At 58.8% G+C, this 21842-nt stretch carries 21 protein-coding genes; 2 read left to right on the top strand and 19 right to left on the bottom strand.

The window, feature by feature from the left end:
- Positions 1–60: 60 nt before the first annotated feature.
- Positions 61–2286, bottom strand: a complete 2226-nt coding sequence (locus tag Q1M07_RS16715) for a bifunctional (p)ppGpp synthetase/guanosine-3',5'-bis(diphosphate) 3'-pyrophosphohydrolase (RefSeq protein WP_300455615.1) — start codon at positions 2284–2286, stop codon at positions 61–63.
- 66 nt (positions 2287–2352) lie between these two features.
- On the opposite strand from Q1M07_RS16715, the gene Q1M07_RS16720 reads away from it, so the two are divergent.
- Positions 2353–3258, top strand: a complete 906-nt coding sequence (locus tag Q1M07_RS16720) for a DMT family transporter (protein WP_300455768.1) — start codon at positions 2353–2355, stop codon at positions 3256–3258.
- Positions 3255–4070: a zinc-dependent peptidase gene (locus Q1M07_RS16725; protein WP_300455617.1), complete on the top strand. Its 816-nt coding sequence runs from the start codon at positions 3255–3257 to the stop codon at positions 4068–4070. Before Q1M07_RS16720 ends, Q1M07_RS16725 begins: the two co-directional genes overlap by 4 nt.
- Positions 4071–4078: 8 nt before the next feature.
- Here Q1M07_RS16725 and Q1M07_RS16730 read toward each other — a convergent pair whose 3' ends face one another.
- The 18 genes from Q1M07_RS16730 to gmd all read right to left on the bottom strand — a co-directional run bounded on the left by Q1M07_RS16730 (position 4079) and on the right by gmd (position 21840).
- A complete protein-coding gene (locus Q1M07_RS16730) occupies positions 4079–5089 on the bottom strand; it encodes a DegT/DnrJ/EryC1/StrS family aminotransferase (RefSeq protein ID WP_300455620.1) in 1011 nt (336 codons plus the stop codon).
- 13 nt (positions 5090–5102) lie between these two features.
- The gene (locus Q1M07_RS16735) at positions 5103–6035 is read right to left on the bottom strand and encodes a glycosyltransferase (protein ID WP_300455623.1); all 933 of its coding nucleotides are present in this window, start codon (positions 6033–6035) and stop codon (positions 5103–5105) included.
- Positions 6036–6158: 123 nt separating this feature from the next.
- Positions 6159–7163 carry an ATP-grasp domain-containing protein gene (locus Q1M07_RS16740; RefSeq protein WP_300455626.1) on the bottom strand — a complete coding sequence of 335 codons (1005 nt, stop codon included), beginning with the start codon at positions 7161–7163 and terminating at the stop codon, positions 6159–6161.
- Positions 7132–7872: a PHP domain-containing protein gene (locus Q1M07_RS16745; protein ID WP_300455629.1), complete on the bottom strand. Its 741-nt coding sequence runs from the start codon at positions 7870–7872 to the stop codon at positions 7132–7134. The genes Q1M07_RS16740 and Q1M07_RS16745 overlap by 32 nt, the downstream gene beginning before the upstream one ends.
- Complete coding sequence (locus tag Q1M07_RS16750) at positions 7865–8434, bottom strand: hypothetical protein (RefSeq protein WP_300455632.1); 570 nt, start codon at positions 8432–8434, stop codon at positions 7865–7867. Before Q1M07_RS16750 ends, Q1M07_RS16745 begins: the two co-directional genes overlap by 8 nt.
- A gap of 321 nt (positions 8435–8755) precedes the next feature.
- A complete protein-coding gene (locus Q1M07_RS16755; protein ID WP_300455635.1) occupies positions 8756–10405 on the bottom strand; it encodes a hypothetical protein in 1650 nt (549 codons plus the stop codon).
- A gap of 74 nt (positions 10406–10479) precedes the next feature.
- On the bottom strand, positions 10480–11874 hold the full coding sequence (locus Q1M07_RS16760; RefSeq protein ID WP_300455638.1) for a hypothetical protein: 1395 nt from the start codon (positions 11872–11874) through the stop codon (positions 10480–10482).
- Positions 11868–13115 (bottom strand): hypothetical protein, encoded by a 1248-nt coding sequence (locus tag Q1M07_RS16765; RefSeq protein ID WP_300455641.1) that lies wholly within the window; start codon positions 13113–13115, stop codon positions 11868–11870. Before Q1M07_RS16765 ends, Q1M07_RS16760 begins: the two co-directional genes overlap by 7 nt.
- Before the next feature lie 10 nt (positions 13116–13125).
- On the bottom strand, positions 13126–13932 hold the full coding sequence (locus Q1M07_RS16770; protein WP_300455644.1) for an SDR family oxidoreductase: 807 nt from the start codon (positions 13930–13932) through the stop codon (positions 13126–13128).
- A 13-nt stretch (positions 13933–13945) separates the two neighbouring features.
- The gene (locus tag Q1M07_RS16775; protein WP_300455647.1) at positions 13946–15337 is read right to left on the bottom strand and encodes a glutamate-1-semialdehyde 2,1-aminomutase; all 1392 of its coding nucleotides are present in this window, start codon (positions 15335–15337) and stop codon (positions 13946–13948) included.
- Positions 15325–15942, bottom strand: coding sequence for a serine acetyltransferase (locus Q1M07_RS16780; RefSeq protein WP_300455650.1), 618 nt, complete (start codon positions 15940–15942; stop codon positions 15325–15327). The genes Q1M07_RS16775 and Q1M07_RS16780 overlap by 13 nt, the downstream gene beginning before the upstream one ends.
- 118 nt (positions 15943–16060) lie before the next feature.
- Positions 16061–16837, bottom strand: coding sequence for an imidazole glycerol phosphate synthase cyclase subunit (locus tag Q1M07_RS16785; RefSeq protein ID WP_300455653.1), 777 nt, complete (start codon positions 16835–16837; stop codon positions 16061–16063).
- On the bottom strand, positions 16831–17454 hold the full coding sequence (hisH, locus tag Q1M07_RS16790; protein WP_300455655.1) for an imidazole glycerol phosphate synthase subunit HisH: 624 nt from the start codon (positions 17452–17454) through the stop codon (positions 16831–16833). The genes Q1M07_RS16785 and hisH overlap by 7 nt, the downstream gene beginning before the upstream one ends.
- Positions 17451–18641, bottom strand: a complete 1191-nt coding sequence (locus tag Q1M07_RS16795) for an N-acetyl sugar amidotransferase (protein WP_300455658.1) — start codon at positions 18639–18641, stop codon at positions 17451–17453. The genes hisH and Q1M07_RS16795 overlap by 4 nt, the downstream gene beginning before the upstream one ends.
- A 32-nt stretch (positions 18642–18673) precedes the next feature.
- Positions 18674–19405, bottom strand: coding sequence for an acylneuraminate cytidylyltransferase family protein (locus tag Q1M07_RS16800; RefSeq protein WP_300455661.1), 732 nt, complete (start codon positions 19403–19405; stop codon positions 18674–18676).
- A gap of 4 nt (positions 19406–19409) precedes the next feature.
- Positions 19410–20192, bottom strand: coding sequence for a glycosyltransferase family 2 protein (locus Q1M07_RS16805; RefSeq protein WP_300455664.1), 783 nt, complete (start codon positions 20190–20192; stop codon positions 19410–19412).
- Positions 20193–20207: 15 nt separating this feature from the next.
- The gene (locus Q1M07_RS16810; protein ID WP_366984186.1) at positions 20208–20702 is read right to left on the bottom strand and encodes a dTDP-4-dehydrorhamnose 3,5-epimerase family protein; all 495 of its coding nucleotides are present in this window, start codon (positions 20700–20702) and stop codon (positions 20208–20210) included.
- A 46-nt stretch (positions 20703–20748) separates the two neighbouring features.
- On the bottom strand, positions 20749–21840 hold the full coding sequence (gene gmd / locus Q1M07_RS16815) for a GDP-mannose 4,6-dehydratase (RefSeq protein ID WP_300455667.1): 1092 nt from the start codon (positions 21838–21840) through the stop codon (positions 20749–20751).
- Positions 21841–21842 lie beyond the last annotated feature (2 nt).

Raw genomic sequence — 21842 nt, forward strand, 5'->3', positions numbered from 1 at the left:
CCATCGGCGAGGCGGACGCCAATCCCCTCGCCGTAGCGACGACCGGGAAGCTGAAGCGCGTCAGGCGCGGCGTGCGCCGACGACGCCCTCGACCTGATGCAGCAGGGCGAGCGTCCGGTTCAGTTGGGCCATGCTGCCGACCTCGGCGGTGAAGCTCATATGCGCGTTGCCTTGTCGCGACAGCGTGTTGACTGCGATGACATTGATTTTTTCGCGCGCCAGAACGTCCGATACATCGCGCAGCAGACCCTGACGGTCGTAGGCATCGATCACGATGTCGGCGGCGAAGAAGCTGTCGGTCTTCACGCCCCAGGTCGTTTCGATCACCCGTTCAGGATGCATCGCACGCATGTTGGTGAAGTTGCTGCAATCGGATCGATGAACCGACACCCCTTTGCCACGAGTGACGAAACCGATGATCGGATCCGGCGGCACCGGCTTGCAACATCCCGCAAGCTGGGTCAGCAAACGACCGACGCCGACGATCAGGATACCCTTCTCGGCCACATCGCTGTCGCGCTGTCGGCGGACGGGCAACTCACCGACCATCCGCTCGTCGAGCGGCATCTCGCTGCCACGCGCCGCGACCTGCAACTGACGCATGTTCAGCTTGCCGCGCGCGACGGCAATGAACAGGTCGTCGCTGCCGGAAAAACCCAACCGAGAGGAAAGCTCGTCCAGATTCACTCCGGCCAGCCCCATCCGCTGCAACTCGCGGATGACCACCGCGCGCCCTTCGGCCAGCGTGTCCTCCAGCGCCAGGCTGGCGAACCACTGTCTGACCTTGGCCCGCGAACGATGCGTAAACAGATAGCCCAAAGCCGGGTTCAACCAGTCGCGCGATGGGCCGCCGTGCTTGGCGAGAACGATCTCGACGCGCTGCCCGGTCGCCAGTTGCGTATTGAGCGGCACCAGCGCTCCATCGACCTTGGCCCCGCGGCAGCGGTGACCGATATCGGTATGCACGCGATAGGCAAAGTCGACCGGCGTCGCGCCGCGCGGCAGATCGACCACCCGGCCCTGCGGTGTCAGGATGTAGACGGTTTCATCGAAGGCCGCCTGCTTGTAGTGCTTGACCCAATCGGATGAATCGGCGACGTCGTCCCGCCAGCTCAGCAACTGGCGCAGCCAGGCAATCTTTTCGTCGTAACGGTCTTCGGGCGTCGCCCGGCTGCCTTCCTTGTAGCGCCAGTGCGCCGCGATCCCCAGTTCGGCGTGGCGGTGCATCTCGCGAGTCCGAATCTGCACCTCGACCGCTCGTCCGTCGGCGCAATGGACAGCGGTATGCAACGAGCGATAGTCGTTACCCTTGGGATGCGAGATGTAGTCGTCGAACTCCTTGGCAATCGGCGACCAGATGTGATGGACGATGCCGAGCGCGGTGTAACAGTCCTTCACCTGCTCGACGATGACGCGCAGCGCCCGCACATCGTATACCTCCGAGAACTCGACGCCCTTCTTGCGCATCTTGTTCCAGATACTGTAGATGTGCTTGGGACGACCATAGACCTCGGCGTTACCGACGCCGGCAGCGGCCAGTTCGGCCTTCAGGAGTTCGATCGCCTCGGCGATGAACTGTTCGCGCTCGGTTCGCTTCTCGTCAAGATGGGCGGCGATCTCTCGGTAAACCTCCGGATGCAGGAAGCGGAAGGACAGATCCTCGAGTTCCCACTTCAACTCCCAGACGCCGAGACGGTTGGCGAGCGGCGAATAAAGCTCAAGCGTTTCGCGCGCCACCGGGACGCGCAGATCGTCCGGCTCGTCGGCGAAGTGGCGCAGGGTCTGGGTGCGCGAAGCCAGCCGCAGGAGGACGACCCGGATGTCCTCGACCATGGCGAGCAGCATCTTGCGCAAGACCTCGATCTGCGACTTGAACTCCGGTGGGTTTTTCTGTCCGCTGTCGGCCGCCGGAGCGACAAAGCCACGCGTGATCGGCCGCAGCCGGTTGAGGCGCGAAATCCCGTCGACCAGGAGTGCGACGCCTGCGCCGAACTCCTTTTCGATGTGCGTCAGGCCGAGTTCCTGCAGGGCCGGAACGGCGAACAGCAAGGCCGCCAGCCGCGAGTCGGGGTCGAGCTTCAGGCCGGCGACGATCAGCGCCATCCCCAGGGCATGACCCCAAACCGTTTCGCCGCTGCCGAGCCGGCCGTCCTGATAGATCGATCGAGCCAGATCGGCCGCCCGCTGAATGCGATCGGCATCGGCAAGGGACAGGCCTTCGCCAAGCGTGCGCAAAGATTGTTCCAGGTCGCTCTGCGCGGCGAGCGAGTGAATGACGGAAACCATTGAACGATTATAAGTCCTCGGCCGGGCCTCATGCATAATGCCGGTTTGCCGCCCCGCTCGCCGCCCATGCTCGCCCACCTGCACCACCCGTATCTTTTGCTTTCACTGACCACGCTGTTCTGGTCGGGCAACATGGTCCTCGGCCGCGCTCTGCGCGACCAGGTGCCGCCGCTTTCGCTCGCTTTCTGGCGCTGGGCGATCGCACTGCTGCTTCTGCTGCCGCTCGCCGCGCCGCATTTGCGCTCCCAGTGGCCACTTCTCCGGGCGCGCTGGAAAACGACCGTGTTGCTTGGCCTGTTGGGAGTCGGCGCCTACAACACGCTGGCCTACGTCGGTCTCAACTACACTCCGGCCACCAACGCCGTGCTGCTCAATTCGTTCATTCCGATCGCCACCATCACGCTGTCGTGGGCCTTCCTGCACAAGCACCTGCGCGGTGTCGAGTGGCTGGGCGTCGTGCTCTCCTTGCTTGGCGTGACGACGATCGTCGCCCGCGGCCACCTCGAAACCCTCGCCAGTCTCAGCCTCAATGTCGGCGACCTGTGGATGCTGGGTGCCGTTTTCGCCTGGGCGCTCTACACGATCGGACTGCAGTGGCGGCCAAGCGGCGTCGACCCGATACTGCTACTCGCCGCCTTCACGGTGATCGGCCTGCTGGCGCTCGCCCCAGCCTACGCTTGGGAGGTCGCGCAGGGCAGAACAATCGCCGTCTCGCTCGGCTCGCTTGCCGGAATTGCCTACACTGGCATCTTTCCCGGCTTTCTCGGCTATATTTTCTACAATCGCGCCGTCGCCGAGGTCGGCGCAAGCAAGGCCAGCCTGTTCCTGCACCTGATGCCAGTCTTCGGAACCCTTCTCTCCGCCGTTTTCCTGGCCGAAATCCCGCAGATCTACCACTACATCGGTATTGCGTTGATCTTCGCCGGCATCCACCTGACGACGACAGCCCGACCACGAAAGGAAAGCCCATGATCGGCAGACTGCTCGGTTGGTGGCGCAAAAAACTGGAGCCTGCGCCTGTGCCCGACGCCCTGTGGGATGAACTGCTCATCGCACAGCCCTTCCTCGCCGCGCTCGACGACGAAGAGAAAGCCCGCTTGCGCCGTCTGACAGAGTGTTTTCTCGCCGAGAAGGAGTTCACCAGCGCCGGCGGGCTCGAACTCGACAACGCGATCTGCCTTTCGATTGCGGCACAAGGTTGTCTGCCCATCCTCAACCTTGGCCTGGACTACTATCGTGGCTGGTTGGGCATCATCGTTTACCCCGATGAGTTCATTATTCCGCGCAGCGTCGAGGATGAGTTCGGCATCGTCCATGAATATCGGGAACTGGCCTCGGGCGAAGCCTGGGACGGCGGCCCGCTGCTGATCTCCTGGTGCGATGCACAACTGGCCGGTGCCGGCTACAACGTGGTCATCCACGAGTTCGCGCACAAGCTCGACATGCTCAGCGGGGAAGCCAACGGTGTTCCACCCTTACCGCCGGAAATTTCTCGCGCCGCCTGGCAGCGTACCCTGCTCGCTTGCTTTGACGACTTCTGCGCGCGGGTCGACGAGGCGGCGGCGAAAGACGGCGAGACGTTGTTAGACCCCTACGGAGCAGAAAATCCCGGCGAGTTCTTTGCCGTCATGAGCGAAGCGTTCTTCGAAACGCCGGACGTCCTGCAAGCCGAATACCCGGCGCTCTATGAAAACCTGGCCGGATTTTACCGGCAGGATCCCGCGAGGCGGCGCTTGGCGCTTGATTCCGCGTGTCGGACCGTCTGTCGCCCGCCTACCGTCTGAATCCGGCCCTACAGCGAATTAATTATCGCAATCGTCTTCGAAATGTCGTCCTGCGACACCCTATGATCGACAAAGAGGTTAAGCACCCGATTGCCAAACGCTATTGCTCCCGAGTACCTATCGGCCGCCACGGCGCCTTGAAATAACTCGGCTATCGGTGGATACCAGGTGCTGGCGAACAACTGGCTCATCCGTAACCGCTGCAGCAAGCCTGTCCGAATTTGCGGTTCCAATAGCAGATTGTAGCGCCAATAGACCTGGCCTTCGACTTGCTCTATATGCCGGACTTTCTGCGAAACGATCTCCTCGCGATACCTGCGCGCCTTACTTTCCCGTTGCGCCAGGTTGGCTGCCAAATCGCCCAGCAAGCCTCTTATTCTCGCCTGGTGGTCGCCTCCGATGCGGTAGAGCAAGTACTTTGCATAATCCTCGTAGAGCGGGCCATAGTCCTCTACCCCAGCGGGCGCGCCACGACTCCTGAGAGTCCTCAACCTCGTCTGAAACTCTTCATCCTTGGCCTTATGAAAAGCAGAGTAGGGGGCCAGTGATCTTATGGTCCGCTCGACTTCCTCCTTCAGGCCGGGATCCTTTATCAGCAGCGCACCCCCCAGGCCATATTCGACGATCTTCGCGTAGCCGAAGCTGAATATTGCCGCGTCACCCCACTCGCCAAGCGGCTTACCCTGATAGAGAGCCCCTAGCGAATTGCATACGTCCTCGATAAGAAAGACCCGCCGCCGGTTTGCCCACTCGCCTATTCGGTCGATTTCCAGAGGCGCGCCAAAGTTGTGCACCGCCAACAAAACTGTTTCGTCCCCGCTGTACGCCGCCTCGATCGAGGCCAGCGTCGCGTTACCGGACGTTTCGTCCACGTCGTAGAATACGGGCACCAGCCCGGCCTTGATGATGATCGGGTAAACAATCTCGCAAATATTGACTGGGAGCAGTATTCGGGCACCCGGCCGACCCAGGCCGACCAGCACAGCCCACAGGGCCGTCGACCCACGACCGGCAAACACCAGCCGCGAGTCATCAATTCTCATAGTCTATGCGCTGATTGATCGACTTCCTGAAATCCAGATTCTTGTTTATTCTTTCCAGCTTGAAGACGATCATCCCCATCAGCATCAGTTGTACGCCGACCACCGTGGTGACCAGCGAAAACATCAGCAGATTGGTCGGCAAAGCCGACTGATTGACCACCCCGAAAACGATCATTCCGGCAAAAGAAAAACTTCCGGCCAACAGAAGCAATACCCCTAGCGAAACCAAAGTCATCAACGTCGTACTGCCGGTGCTAAAATTCAAGAGCGCGAGTACTATAGCGTATACCAAGTCGGTAACCGTATAGTGGCTTCTTCTCTCCTGCATTGAATCGTAATCTATCGCCCGCTCGACGATCCTGAAGTTTAGATTCAGCATCAGGATGGGCAGGTTTTGAATCAGTATGTCCTGCGCCAACAAGCGGTCGAGAGCTCTTCGTTCGATCAGCTTGAACGTCGATCCGATATCTTTCAAATTGGTACGGCCGATCTTTTGCAACAGGTAGGAGATGAATCGCGAGCCGATCCGTCTGGTGGCGGACGAAGATCGCGTCACCCGCAAGGCACTGATGATGTCCCAACCCTCGATTTCTTTGCCGAAATTGTAAAAATCGACCAGATACTCCGGCCTTACCTGCAGATCGGAATCCATCATAAACACGAAATCGCCCGTCGTGTTTTGCAGCGCGATGGCTGTCGCGATATGTTGTCCCGAATTTCTTGTCAGATTGACCAACTTGATGAAAGGATACTGCGGCAGCAGCTCCCGGATTTTTTCCACCGTGTCGTCCCGACTGCAGTCGTTCACCAACACGATTTCAACGTCACTCGCAATCTGACGCAGTGCGGCAACCGCACGGTGGATGAACTCCTGGATTTTGCCGCTCTCGTTATATACCGGCGAAGCGAGGGAAATTTTCATGGCAATGATCGGTCACCCAGCAAGACAAGATAAACGACACGCCGGCCGCCAGGCATCGGGCACAGATGCGGCAGCCGGTTTCAGTTGGCCCGGGCAAGCCTCGACGCCAGGGCGGCGCCCACTTCAGGCCTCATCGGAATCGAGGAAGTGATACTGTTCCTGCATATAGCGCATCACATGGCCCTCTCTAACACGAGGCGCACTGGGTGCTTTGTTGAGTACTTGCTCGTCAATCCACATCGCGACCTCGTTGAACCCGAATCTGGCCCTGATCCCTGTGGTTCCGGAGAAGCGTGGATTTAATTCGAGTATTCTTGGCCCGTCGCCGGTGACTCTGAATTGAATGTTGTTGGCGCCCACTAAGTCGGTGTTCAAAATGATTTGTCGACAGAAACTTTCCAAACCGGCATCCCGAACGGTTTGCGCGGTATTGGTCATGCCGAACTTTAGCGTCCGCTTCATCACGATGACGAAAACCTCGTTGGCCATCGTTCTGTAGGTGCCGGCCGTGTATTCCGCATCATCGCCCGACAAGTACTCCTGAACGATTGGACGAGTAACGAGTGGCAGGCAGTTCACCAGTTCTTCGAAGCCGTCGACCTTGAATATTTCCCGCGAGCCACCGCCACGTCGGGGCTTGACGATCAGTGGGTAGCTCATGTTGAGCAGTTGCTGGCGCAGCGCCTCGACCTCTTCGGCAAGAAAGGTCTGTGGCGCGGCAAGTTGCTTGGTTTGATACCACTGGTACGCCCGCCATTTGTCGTTGAAGCGTTCGATTTCGCTCGGCGCGTTCACCAGAATGTGGCAGTTCAGGGTCTGTAGAAAATGCTCCTTGTACTTCGCGAGAACAAAGAACTCGATATCGTTCGTTGGGATGATGACGTCGATCGCGCGCTCGGCGACCAACTCTCGCAGACAGGTAATGAAATCTTCTTCCTCCTTCGCCGGCGGGACAATATGAAAACTGTCGCACCAATACTTGCCGACCACCTCGGGATAAATATCGCAACCGATCAAACCGACCGGCGGCGCGATGAGCTTTATCGCCTTGATTATGGAGAAGGCCAGTTCACTGCCCACCGCGGTGACCAGGACATTAATCATGACGTAGCCCGGCTTGTAGCGCACGAACGACCAGCCCAATGTCGCCGAACCCGTGGGCGTTACTGCCCAGAGTCACCAACGCACCTTCGTCGGCACAGAGCGCGAGAAATGCCGCCAGGGGCTTATGATAAACGGGGTTGATCTCGACCGCGATACCGTTATGGGCTGCCGAGCGAATGATCTCTCTCGTAAGACTTAGCGGAAACGGCGCACAATACTTCGCGCAAGTCGCCCCAATATGAGCAATGGCGTCGATTTCTGTACTTTGCGCCAAGCCCATCAATGTCTTGTATTCGAGCTCAATGGCTTCCGGCCCGGATAGATCGGCAACCTTTCGACCATCCAAACCGGGGTAACGATGTGCCGCACCGAGAATGAATTCCGATTTTTCCCGCATCGCGCCAGTTAGTTCGACTTCGCCATCAAAACTACACGCGTTTGCCTCTATGCCGATGAATGCCTTGATTTGATGCGCACACGATACTCGACATCGCTCAATCTCGGCAACGTAGTTGGGGAACCAGTCTGGCGTGCTGCTTCGCCAAGGCTCAGCGTGTTCGGTGAAAGCGATGACTTCGAGACCCGCCTCGATTCCTCGTTCGAAAACCTGCTGCACGCTGGCTTTGCCATCAGTGTAGTTGGTATGGATGTGGAAGTCCCACTTCGGGACAGATTTTGTCGCCCACAAGTCGGAGGCATCAAGGTAGTACCGTCGGTCGAGCTTGTTACGCATGGCGACCGCCGCCTTCTGGGCAACGATGGTAGCTCCAAGGCTTGATGTTCTGTCCCCGTTCCACGTGGCTGGCAAGTCCAACGTGACATCCTTCACCGAGAATCGCATTATTACCGATTATTACCCCAGCGCCAATCAGGCTGTAGGGGTGGATCGTGACGTCCTGATTGATATTGACGTGGCTGAGAATGCACGAGCCACGCCCGACAACGCTGCCGGCCAGGACCGAGGAGTTGGGCCCGATTATTACGCCGGGTTCGACAGTGCAGTGGTTCGATAGAGTAACGCTTCTGTGAATCAAGGCTGGAAGTTCGAAGCCCCGGGACTTTTTTTCTTCGTAGAGTTTCTTTCGCCATTTCGGCTCGCCGATTGCTATCGCCAAACTTGCCGCCGGCTGGCGGTCGATCGCATCGAGCTTGCCGACAATCGGGTAACCGTAGACGTCGTTTATATCCGGATATCCGTCGTCGTAGACCCCGCCCACCACGAGGCCAGGCTGCGACTCAATGATGTCTATGATAAGTCGACCCAGCATACCGGCGCCCAGAATGTGGATTCTCATTTTGCGTTACCATTTCTTTCGGGGTCAGAGTAGCTTCGCGTGCCGTGCCGGGGAAGATCGAGTTTGCCGCTACCTCCTGGCCGCCGACGAAAAACCATCGTATGGTCGCCTGGGAGATTGCTCGCGGTTTCCCTGAAACAGCCGTTGAAGTTCGAACGGAACGGTGCTGAGCCGACAGTGTAGCGAAGTGGTGCATACCCGGCCAAGGGGTTGCCACGGCGGCGGTTTCCCGCGGAGTACGCTTGGTCGAACACCGATTGCCAAGCGTGATTGCTCGGCTTGCGAATTGTTGGCCAGCGCTTGCCTCTTAGCTGAACCATTCTAGCCGGCACGACGGACCACACCCCGGGAAGCTGCCCCGGCCCTCGTTCTTCTTAGCAGCAGAAAAGCAGCGAGCAGCCAAGCGTGCGTCACAAATCCATTGGTGAAACCCAAAGGCGTGTTGATAGTGCTACACAGCACACCAATGGTGACGAAAGGCCCAACGATCAGCCAGTCTTGGCGGCGTTCCCGAACGACACGCTTATAGCAGAAACCCGCGAAGGCTCCCCACACAACGCACAGGAGCAAGGCGAAGTAGCCAAAGTCCACGTACAGGGAACCCCAGGCGGAAGGGAAAAAGCCGTAGGTGCCGAGTGTGAGCAACGAGTCGAATCCGTCCGACACTCCTTGCGGGTCAAGTCGCCGCATCACGGCCGACATGAGGTCCACGCCGTAGACTCCCAGTTGCAGCGGTCCGTCGTACGATGTAAACAGGTAATTGCACATGACGACACCTTGCACGACATACCAACTAAAAATAAATACCAGGTACGCCAGCTCATCGCCAAGAAAGGAAAAAATCAGGTCGGAGGATGGGCCGCGAAAACCGACACCCCAGAGACTTTCGGCGACAGAAAACATTTCTGCCGCACCGCCGACAACTGCGGCACGGGTACTGAAGACGGCGACGAAGTAATAGAGCAGAGCCGCCAGAAAAGCCGGCCAAAGCAGCTTGACTACCCACCGGGTACTACTTGGCGACGACCCGCGGGGAAACGCTCCACCACGATACATCGTGGAGAGGACGATCGATCGGCGTGCTGGCGGTGACGCCAGAGGACGGACGGTCGGTAAATGGCGGGAGGGTAGAACGCCGTCAAGGATAGCCTGGATCCGGGCAAACCACCCTTGCTCGGCAAGCGCTACGCCCGTACGCCTCCGATCTTCGGATGAACTGCCTGCCGCCGTCGACGCTCCCTGAGCCTCCAGGCCAGCGAGAACTTCGGCCTCATCGGCGGTGGAGTTAGGCGAGGAGACGCTCGACGGACTCGCCACCGCCCGGCGGTTCGCAAGGGCTCGATCCGGCGTAACGCGATGATGGCGGGAAGACTGGGGATCAGCGAGCTTGGAGCGTTCCTGCCATGCCAGTCCCGCGACCAGGACCGCATAGAAAATCGGCATACGGCCGCCCATGCTGGCGGTGGCCAACACGACAGGCAGGAATCCGAAAAGTCCGACTCGCCAGAGAGCTATCCGTTCAGAGTACACAATATGGGTTGCCATGAACACGTAGCTCGCGGGATAGAGCAGGAACGCGATCTGAAACCAGGCCGAACTGAGGGATGATTCTCCCTTGAGCAGGGCATCAGCGCTTTCGGACCGCAGGTCGGAGGCTGCCGCCAGGTCGAAGGGATTCTTGTCTTGTAGATCCATCAAGAGAAAAAGCGTGGCGGCGGCCGCTGCCCACATGAGACATCGTTCGGCCCGACAGGCGTCGATGCGACTATTCGGCACGCCACTACCCGCTGTTCCAGTTCGGGAGGCGGGCACCAGGGCAGTGCCCAGCAAGTAAGCCCCCATGAAGGAGCCTAGGACCAAGAATCCGTGCTCGGTGAGTGGCCGATCGAGCAGTTCGAACGGCAGAATGAAGAAGGCGGCCGCGCAGAGCCCCCAAACAGCGACCATGGTCAGCGCCGGGTGCCGCTTCATGGTCTACCGGGCGACGAGAGAATCGATCTCATGCGGAAGGTACGAAGAAATAGCCGAGCGCCGCACCCCGGGCCCTAGCGAACTCCATATTCAATCACCTTGCGCAGTTGATTCCCCAGGTTTTTTGCCAGGATCGCCACTGAGGCTGGGGGCGTCGCGCGACGAAAGCCACGAAACGAAAAATAATCTCCTTCGAAACTGCCTTCGAGCAGACTCCCCAGGATGTGGCGCTGGCGCTGTGGCAGCTCCAGCGCGCCTTGCCAGCGCTGCGCGCGCTCCGGCAGTGAGTCGATCTCGCTCGGCTCGGCAAACGGCAGGAAGTCGCCTTCCGTCACGTAGTAAGTCGGACTGACGATCGAGGTCAGACCCAACAAAGCAGACTGCAGTCCCAGCGTACCGGTCAATGTGAAATTCGTGTCCACCAGGCTAACAGCCTCATTGCCGCTCACTTCATAGGGCAGAAACACCACGTTGGGGAGGCGCTTGAGCCGATCAATGAGTTCGTGCTGGCGAAAACCGAATTGCGAGGGGTGATCCTTGACCAGAACGAGATATCCCTGCTCGGAAAAAGCGGTGGCCGCTCGAACGAGCAGATTTTCGTAATCGATGAGCTCGATATTGGCCAGCCAGTAATCGATCGACGCCTCGGGAAAAAGCTGCAGACCGAAAAAAACACGTTTGGCTTTTGGAAATCTCTGCAGGGAGTCACGCCAGTCCCAGTCGATGAGGTCGAGCGTGCGCAGATCGCGCAGCCTTGGTTTGTGGCCGAGGAAGGACTGCGCGTCCAGGTAGTGAAGGCTGCGTGGATCGCGTTTGACCCAGGATATCAGTTTGAAACCCCAGCCGCGCAGGCGAAAATAGCAGAAAATCTTCAGCCAGCGACGCCGGGTGTAACGCTTGGATACCTGCACATAGGATGGCGTAAAGCTCGGGTTGGCGATGACGCGGACTTGTTCGTCCAGTTGCTCGTCGGCCGGTAGGGGTGAGGTCTTGATCAGTTGGCCGCGGTACATCAGCATGCACTTGCCAGACACCAGGCTGGCGGTCAACTCGACATACGGAATGCCTCTTCCCCTGGCTAAACGCTCCAGGACATCGGAGACGTAGCGGTCGATCGGAAAGCTCAACACCACACTCGGTCGTGTCTCGTCCAGAACCCTGTTGAAAGCGGCTTCCATCGCCGCGACCATACACCGTGCCTGCTTGGCGGGCAGCCAACGCAAGAGCCGGCAACGGGCAATGATGTCGGTGAGCTGCGCGGTCGTAAGCGTCCGGAGCCGGACATCGGCCAATTTGTACTGCCGTGCATACTCGGCGTTGAAATCGTCCACGACATCGCGGTCGGCCGCGCCGCGCACGTCGGATACGACCACATACCTGTCAAAGCCCAAGTTGGCGCCGACATGCTGCCACCAGGCATCTGTTCTGTTGATGGCGTAGATCAGTGCGGTATCTTCTGCGTTCACCATGTTCGATTCTGGAGTTCACGGAATCGCTGCACCACGGAGAGGCGATTCATCACGAGATAAAGGAGCGGCGTGGCCAGTGCGCCGAGAAAAGCGCCCGCCATTTGAAACTGCGAAGCCAAGATCCATAGGCCGCTGGAGCCAACCAGCACGGCGCAGAGCTGATTGCGAAACAGCGTCCGGTCGCCGCCGACGGAGAGCAGCAGCAAGCCTGCGTAGTCTGCGCCAGTACGCATGAGAACCGCCAACATCAACAAGCCGAGAAAGCTGGCCTCGACGCCAAAGCGCTGCGCTGGACGACCCATGAGGTGATTGACCAGGGCGACAATTGCCACCAGGGCGACCAAAGCACCGCCAAAGCGCCGGTATTCTGCCCAGACCGTGCGCCAACTGCGACCCAACTGCCCGGTGCGGGAAAGCTTATAGATATCGGGAGCCAGGCGATTGAAGGAAACAATGTTGAACAACTGCAGCGCCAGCGCGGCCAAGGCAATGTTGCGAAAGTAGATACCGATTTCCTGGGCCGAGAGCGTTCCGCCGACTACCAGACGGTCGGCCTGCAGGGCCGCGACAGCAACAATGCCAACCATGAAGTGCAGGCCGGAGGCACGGTATTGCTGGCTAGGCGATTGCGCCGGCAACCCGTCCTGGGCGGACGCTAGGGACTGGCGAGTCCATGCCATCCACAGCGAGGCGGCAATCACAACGTAGGCCATCGCCGCGATCGCCCACGCACTCAATACCCACGAGGCATCGAGCGCCTGCGGGCTCCACCAGGCCATCGCCAGAACGGAAAGCAGCTGGGCGACGTTCTTGGCGGTCGCGGCGAGCAGCAAAGGAAACGCCCGGCCGTCGAGGAGTACGGCGTGATAGGCCAGGTTGGAGAGATGCTCGCCGATGATGACGACGACCGCAGTCGCCACTTGCTGGGCACGCCACCCCCCCCACACGCACAGCACTACAACCACTACCGGCAATACGACAGCGTAGTGGACAGCGAAGAACTTGAGCGTGTCGCTCAACCGGCAACGTATGGCGAATGGTGATCGACCGGCCACTTGTCGTTGCAGGTCGATGTATCGCTCATACCCCAGAACGAAGGCAAGCAGGCTGATGATCGTCGCCGCCAGTCCAAAACGGCCCGCCTCTTCCAGCGGTAGCGCGTAAGTGCACAGCAGGACGAAGACACCACGACTGAACGTCTCGATCAGTTTGGTAGCTACCAGATAACGTTGCCTGATCAACTGCCCTAGCTCACCAACAGGTCCAGCCGCCATCCACCGCCAGGACTTGCCCGGTTACGTAGCTCGAGGCTTCCGAGGCCAGGTACAGCAAGGCGGGAACCATCTCCTCGGCACGCGCCATACGTCCCATCGGAACACGATTTGAATAGTGATCCGAGAAAACCGAGTTCTGGCCGCTGGAAACACCGCCCGGAACCAGGCAGTTGACGCGAATTCCCGTTTTCGCCCAATGCGTAGCCAACCACTTGGTCAACCCAATCACTGCCGCTTTGGATGCCGCATAAACCGCCGGGGTATTGATCGGCCCGCCCAGATAGTCGGAACCCTCATAAATCCGCTCGTCAGGTCCGACCAAGCCGTAGATCGAAGCCGTCTGGATGATGGTGCCGCCGGAGCCCTGGCGAATCATCTCCCGACCGACCGCTTGCGCCATGAGGAACATGCCATCGATATTGACCGACATGACGTCGCGCCAAACTTCGAGTGGATACTCCTCGAACGGCGTAAAGAACTTGCGCGGATCGGCCGTTTTGGTCGCGGCGTTGTTGTGCAGTATGTCGATGCATCCGAAGCGCAAGCGCACCGCCTCGACGCAGGCGCGAACCGATACGGCGTCGGCAACGTCGCAGGCGAATCCCGCGGCCTCGGGGCCGATCGCCGCCGCGACCTCGCAGGCGGCCTGTTCCTGCACGTCCACAATGGCTACCTTGGCGCCCGCGCTGGCCAATCCCTGGGCAAACCCTTGCCCGAGAATACCCGCGCCACCGGTGATCAGTGCGGTCTTGCCGTCGAGGCGGAAACGCTGAAGAGGAGTCATGCTCACCGCCGGGCTAGTTGTATGAACGGAACACCGGCTTGATCGCCGGACCCTCAAGAAAGTCTTCGACGCGGCCGTCGAGAGCCTGTCGCAGAACAGCCAAGGCCTTGTCGGCCGCCTCCAGGGTCAGCTGCAGTTCGCTTTCGCCGTGCGACTGGGAGACGGCCACCCACGGCATCAGCACGCCATGACGGACCATCTCCTGCGCGTATAGCGTGCGCAAGGCCATGCTCGGTTTACCCTCGTGGTCCAAGGTCAGGTAGTTCAGCGAAATGGCTGGCCCATCCATTACGAAGTGCTTTTCCAGGCCATGGCGAACCGAAACTTCCGTCAGCCCGTCCCGCAGACGCTTGCCGTACGCCCAAAGTTGCTCCGCAACGGACTCTTCCTTGTAGATGCGAACCGTTTCGATGAAAGCGCCCAAACCCGGCATCTCGGCACCATGCGTAGTCGACAGCAGAAAAGTCCGTTCCATCCCCGGTTGATCGATCGAACCCACCTGCATGACGTCACGGCGCCCGCCCACGGCAGCTACCGAATAGCCATTGGCCATGCCCTTGCCGAAAGTGCACAAGTCTGGCGTAACGCCGAAGAAGGTCTGTGCGCCCGCTATATGCCAGCGAAAACCGGTGATCATCTCGTCCAGAATGAAAAGCGCTCCATCCCTTTGGCAAAGATCCTGTACGCGATGCAGAAAGTTGCCGCTGGCGTTCGGACAGGAATTGCATGCCGACTCCGGCCATCGCCGGACCTGATCGCAAGCGCCGGGACAGGGAATCAGCGTCGTCGCCGGCTCCATCATGACCGCCGCGATTTGACCGGGATGGGCGTCGAACAAGGCCGACAGGCTCGCATAGTCACCGTAGTCGAAGACCAGGGTGTTGCTTACGTGCTCACCCGGAATCCCACGTTTCAAAGCCGTCGTGCCGATGAACCAGTCGTCAAACGAAAAGAACGGCTGCTGGCGCGGAACGCATACGTAGCGGCGTCCGGTATAGGCACGCGCGATCTTTACCGCGGCCGTGGTCACGTTGGACCCGTTCTTGGCGAATTTCACCATGTCGACCGATGGAATCAGATCAATCAAGGTTTCAGCCGCCAACAACTCGACGAGTGTGGCACGTGTGAGGTTCACCCCGTTACCCATCTGCGCCGCCGCCGCCGCATTGACCCGTTCGTCGCCGTAGCCCAGGGTGACGGCGCGTAACGCCATGCCGTAGTCGAGAAAACGCTGGCCGTCGATGGACCACACGTACGCGCCCTTGCCACGCATCAACAAGGGCGGCGCATTGGCGGGAAACTGGTCATCGCCCCGAGAGTACGTGTGTGCTCCTCCGGGGATGGCCTGATGGAGGCGCCGCCGCCACTCCTCAGGAGTCAGAGAGGTATCGATCAAGTCCGCCATATGTTCTCCGTCGAGGTTCGTCTGCGCGTCCAGTTTTCACGCGGATTGCCAAAATACGTTGTGTTCGCATCGATATCGCGGTCCAAAACCAGCGACTCAGCCGCGATGGTCACGTTGGCGCCAATCACACACTTGCCCAGCACCGCGCTGCCGGGCCGCAGCGTAACATGGGGCCCCAGGCGAGGATAAACATCGTGATTGCTGCCAATACCGCAACGCTGATAAGCAATAAAATACTCACCGTATTCGCCACGCCCCAACACTGTACCCAATGGGTGGACCAGCAGAAATACGGCAGGAAGCGTGACTTCGTAAAAAATGTCGCAACCGTGCAACGATTTGTTAAGCAAAAAAACCTTCTTCGCCCAGGATTCCGGGGCGGCATCCAAATACAGCTGGTGGCTGAGGAAATAGAGCCACATTGCATATTGATCGCCATGCAGATGGTCGAACACGACGTCCCGACCATCGAAAAAATAGCGATTGTTGACCCGGGAAAAACAGTGCTCAAGACGCGCGAAGGCGATCTGTCCCGACGCCTGCATGGCGTTCTTGCACACTGGCTCGGCGTCTGGCCAGATCGCGTTGACCTGATGAGCGGTCAACGCGCACAACGCCTCGAGCGAGAGAGTAGAGCGAACCGAAGACATAATGAGAGTCGGAAACCGGCAGTATTTTCATGGACAGCATGCTTTTCGGTCAGACCGCTGGCGGTCAACGTATTCAGCTATGGCTGCCGAGTTGTGAGCGGACCGCGAAGCCGTTGGTCGACAGATAGGTTCGGACCTTGATCGGACTGTGATCGGAGAAAAGGAACATGCTGCTGATGGTGATGGCCGAGGCGCCAGCCTCGAGAGCTTCGGCACAATGTGCCAGCGTGCCGGCGCCGCTCGATGCGATGAGCGGAATATCCAGTTTCTCCGAGATCGCATGAATAAGGTCGAGATCGTAGCCCGACATCGTGCCGTCACGGTCGATAGAACAGAGGAGTATTTCCCCGGCGTGCGAATCCTGCATCCGTTGCGCGTAGTCCATCGGGTCAAGGTCGGAGCCAACGGTTCCTCCGTGGGTGAATAGGCGCCGTCGTCCGTCGGGAGTGCGCGCATAATCCAGCCCCACGACGATGCACTGGTCGCCAAAGCGTGATGCGGCCCGGCGTACGAAGTCCGGCTGCTGCACGGCGGCCGAGGTGATCGAAACCTTGTCGGCACCACTGCGCAGCAGATCGGCAATCTGGTCCAGCGTCTGCAATCCGCCGCCGACGGTGAACGGCATGAATACCTCTTCCGACACCCGCTCGATGATGCTGCCGGTCACGACTCGTTTTTCCAGCGTCGCGTCGATGTCGACAAACATCAACTCGTCCACGCCGTAGGCGTCGTAGACCTTCGCCGTCGACACCGGATTGCCGGCTTCGCGAAAATTGTCGTGAAAACCCACTCCTTTCACCAGCCGACCGCCTCGAATCAGAAACTTCGGGATGATTCTCTTCTTCAGCATCCGGCGCTCCAATTGACCCAGTTCTGAAGAAGGCGCAGCCCGTTGTCCTGGCTTTTTTCCGGATGAAACTGCATGGCAAGAATGTTTCCCCGCCGAACGACAGCCGTAACGTCACCGCCATAATCGGTGGTCGCCAACCGGTCCTCCGGTCTGGCGCAAACCATGTGGAAGCTATGAACGAAATAGAAATTCGCCTCCTGACGGCGAATGCCCTGGAACAGCCAGTCGCTTTCCGGAAAATCCAGCGAGTTCCAACCGACATGCGGCACTTTGAGCGGCGGGGCGGGTGCCAAGCGCTCGACACGGGCATCGATCCAGCCCAGACCCTGGTGATTCCCGTGCTCGACGCTCTGGCGAGCAACGAGTTGCATCCCGAGGCAGATTCCCAGCAGAGGCTTTCTCAACTCCATTACCTGCCGGTTCAGTGGCTCGATGACGCCCTTCTCGCCCATGGCCCGCATCGCATCACCGAAGGCACCCACGCCCGGCAGAACGATGCGCTCGGCGTCGTCCATCACCTGTGGCTGATCGGTGACGACGACTTCCTCGCCAAGGTAGGCGAAAGCATTGGCCAAGGAACGGACATTGCCCATTCCGTAATCAACGATGGCGATCATACGTATTTGATCGTTCTTCCCGACTCATCCTTGGGCGGACCCAAAGGCTTGTCCACCGGCGTGCAGTCCCACTTGTCCATATCGGGCAGAGGCTGCCCGGTCTCCACCGCCGTGCGGTCGAACTTCCACGGATGAACCTGGTGTTTGTCAAGCAAATCGCAGAACTCGTCTTCCGTAATTTGGAGAATGTCGAGAAACCAGTCGATCGAGGCCGGTCTTTTGCCGTCGTATTGCGACTCGAGGGCCAAGCCGGTTTCCCGATCGACCAGACCGTTACGGATATCGATACTCAGCAAATGGTTGGCGCGTCCATAGCCGCGCTTGATGTACTTCGCGTAATCGCGCATGCCCTGGAAAGTGCATTCGATCTTTTCGTAATCATACTGTGGCGGCACCCCCTCCACCGGCTGCCCGCGCCAACCCAACTCCTGCTTGATGATCTCGACCTGGCGCTTGGTATTCCATTCGATATAATTCCCCAGACAGATCGACTGGACGCGCAGTTTCAGCAGATCCTTCCGCTTCGGATAGTCGAACATCCACAGATCGCGCCGGTCTACGCGACCACCCAGGAACTCGTACATGTCGTCGGCAGTAATCCCCTGGTTCATCAGGCGGTTGAAACGCTTCTCGTCGACTTCCTCCATTTCCTCGAAAGTGTACCAACTGTGGTACTCCGCAGTGGATTCTCCCCAGAACAGCAAGGGCGTCTCGAAACGCACGGCCATGTGCATCACTCCGGCATAAATCCCGGTATGGCAGTGCCAGCAGAAATCGCCGCGTCTCTTCAATGACTCGAGCATCAGTTCGCGCACGACGTGAAAACTGGTGGTCAGTTCGACAACGTCGACTCCCAGTTGTTTGAAGACGCGCGTATTGTTCTCTTCCACCAACGGACGATAGCCCCAGTGGTTGTAGCGGACGACCAAAGGCTTCAGCTTGAGCTGTTTGACGATATACCAGAGCTGAAAAACGCTGTCCTTGCCGCCGCTATAGGGCACGATGCAGTCGTAGATGCCCTTGCCGCGATGCTGATCGACGATGTCGGCCAACTGGCGGCCACGCTCCTGCCAATCGATTTTCTCTTTCTTGAACTCGACCTGTCGGCAGACACTACATACCCCGAACTCGTCGTAGGTGATGGTATCAACCGTTTCCTTAGTCAAACAGCGAGTGCAGCGTTTCATGGCGAGGTCTCCATAAGCGATAAGGGAATCCGTCAAGCGGCGCACCGTATCTGTTCATAATTCTTCAGGATGGCCTCAATACAAATGAAATCGATCAAGCTATCGACTTCCAGCGATTTGTAGTGTGGCATCACGTACGAGAGCGTGCGGTCATGGCAGAAACTCAGGGTCTTGCGGTAAGCGGTGACCGAAGAAATATATAGACTGCCGTCCAGCGCATAGATTGGGTCCACATCCTGGCGCCGGGGCAGGCGAGTGAAGTCGACGGCCGCGTAGGGCTCGAGACGTCCGTCAGACAGTTGTCGAACGGCAAATGCCGGGTGGCTGCTGATGAGCTCGTTGACACTGACCAACGCGTCCGCAATGTCGCGGCGTGCAACGAGCTTTTCGAGCGCGCCATCGACATCGCTCGCTTCGGTCAACGGCGAAGTCGGCTCGAGCAGCACAAGGTAGTCAAAGCGTTCGCCCCGCGCTTCCAAGGTGTCCAACATGTGGACGACCGCCGCGCTGCTGGGGGACGTATCGGCGGCAAGGTGCGCTGGCCGCAGGGCCGGAACGTCCGCACCGTAAGCCTGCGCGATCTCCGCGAAAGCCTGGCTATCGGTCGAAACGACAACCCGATCGACATAGCGCGACGCTTTCGCCGCCAGAATGGGCCAGGCCAGCAGCGGCTTGCCATGCAAGGGCCGAATGTTCTTCCCAGGGAGACCTTTGGAGCCGGCCCGCGCCGGAATCAAGGCCAGAAACCTATCGTTTCCGATCATGCTGTCACGCGACACCGCGCAGACGCCAGACGCGAATACGCTGCCTCAGCCGCTCGACAAACTTGCGCAAGAAGAACATGGGCTTCGAAATCCGAACACCTTGACTCTTCAATGCCCGCAAAATCTCGACATTCTGTTTCTTGATTGACGACAGTGATCCGCCGGTCGCCCCGCCCGTGCGCATCTTCACAACCGTCTCGGGCAAATAGGCGGATTTTACACCATGCGTGTGAAAAGCGCGCAACATGTATTCATAATCCCCGGCCAGCCGGAAATCCGGGTTAAAGCCTCCGGTCCGGTCGTAAACCTCGCGCCGCAGAAACAATGTCGGATGGGCTGGACTGAAGCCTCGGGCAAAGTCACCCTGGCCGTAGGGGCGGGATTTCCAATAGCGTATGATCTTTGATGTGTCGTCCTTATCGACATAAACCAGATCGGCGTAGACGGCCTCGATCGACGGGTCCTCGAAAATCCGCATGACATTCGCTATGGCATGCGGAGTGGCATAAAAATCGTCCGAGTTGAGAATTCCAATAACCTCTCCGGTAGCCGCCGCCAAGCCCTTGTTGTAGGCATCGAAAATACCCTTGTCGGGTTCGGAGGTCACGTGCACAACACGCTTTCCGCACTCTCTGACGATGGCTAAGGTACGATCATTGGACGCGCCATCGATGATGACATGATCGATCGCGGGATAGGTCTGGCAGTTTACCGACTCCAGGGCATCCCGAATCGTCGCCTCGCTACGGAAGCATGCCGTAATAATTGAAATTTTCGCAGGATGCATCCGGCTTCCAAGCACCTAAAAACGTACGTCCGACTCTTCACAAACCGGCAACGCGGGAGCTGCCGAATCCTTTGCCGAGAGTATTATTTCTGAGATTCCCATCGTCTTGCGAAGAAACTCCACGATCGAGTAGCTGGACTCCGCCGCTTCGTTGTAGGCGCCGTGGCAAAGATATTCGAACTCGGTGTCTTCGAGAGCATAAAACCCGTGTGCGAGATTGGCCGAAATCTCTATCCAACCGTCGGCCGACGTGAATTCGCGATGATACAGACGGCACGGCTCGCTCAGCGGATCGACCACAAAATCGAGAATCCGCCCCGCTACGACCCGTATGAGTTTCGTTTGCGCATGGGGCGGTCGCTGCCAATGCATGCCGCGAAACACGCCGCGCCGCGAAAACGACCGCTTGAGTACGAGCTCGTCACGCTCATAGAGGATATCAAGGTAGCCCCGGTCATCGGATCGGCGATTGGCGCCATCACTCAGGAGAAAAAAAGGCGTGACAATCATATCGAAAAACTCCGCTTGCCGACCGGCGCGTTGATGGTCAACTGGCTCACTCTACGGTTACCGTGATTTGGTGACCATGCTGCTTCAGGAGCGCGTTCTTCCTGGCACCGGCAAGATCGGATGCCACCATCTCATGAATCATCTCGTCAAGCGTAATTTCCGGCACCCAGCCGAGTCTCTCCCTCGCTTTTCCCGAGTCTCCAAGGAGGGTTTCGACTTCGGTCGGACGAAAGTAGCGCGGGTCGATGCGGATGATGGGCCGGTTGTTCCAGCAACCCACTTCGTTGACGCCTTCACCCCGCCAGCGAATCGACATGCCGAGCGCGGCGGCGGCTTTGTCGATGAACTGACGCACGCTGTATTGCAGGCCGGTGGCGATCACGAAATCCTCCGGTTCGTCCTGCTGCAACATCAGCCATTGCATGCGCACGTAATCCTTGGCGTGCCCCCAATCGCGTAACGCATCGACGTTGCCAAGGTAAAGGCAATCTTCGAGCCCCTGACTGATGTTGGCCAAGCCGCGCGTAATCTTGCGGGTGACGAAAGTCTCTCCCCGGCGCGGGCTTTCGTGGTTGAACAGAATGCCGTTGCAGGCATAGATGCCATAGGCCTCGCGATAGTTGACCGTGATCCAGTAAGCGTACATCTTGGCCACCGCATAGGGGCTGCGCGGATAGAACGGCGTGGTCTCCCGCTGCGGCGTCTCCTGCACCAGGCCGTAGAGTTCCGACGTGCTCGCTTGATAGAAGCGGGTCTTCTTCTCCAGACCGAGGATGCGTATGGCTTCAAGCAGGCGCAAGGTACCGATCGCGTCGACGTCGGCGGTGTATTCCGGACTCTCGAAGCTCACCGCGACATGCGATTGGGCGCCGAGATTGTAGATCTCGTCCGGCTGCGTTTCCTGGACGATACGTACCAGGTTGCTGGTATCGGACAGGTCGCCGTAGTGCAGTTTGAAATTAGCGTTTTCGATGTGCGGATCCTGGTAGATATGATCCACACGCTGGGTATTGAAAAGGCTTGCCCGTCGCTTCAGGCCATGGACGACATAACCTTTCTCGAGCAGAAACTCGGCCAGATAGGATCCATCCTGCCCGGTAATCCCGGTAATCAGAGCGCGCTTTCTTTGGTTCGACATGT

The organism is Accumulibacter sp., assembly GCF_029255285.1.
Lineage (GTDB): Bacteria > Pseudomonadota > Gammaproteobacteria > Burkholderiales > Rhodocyclaceae > Accumulibacter.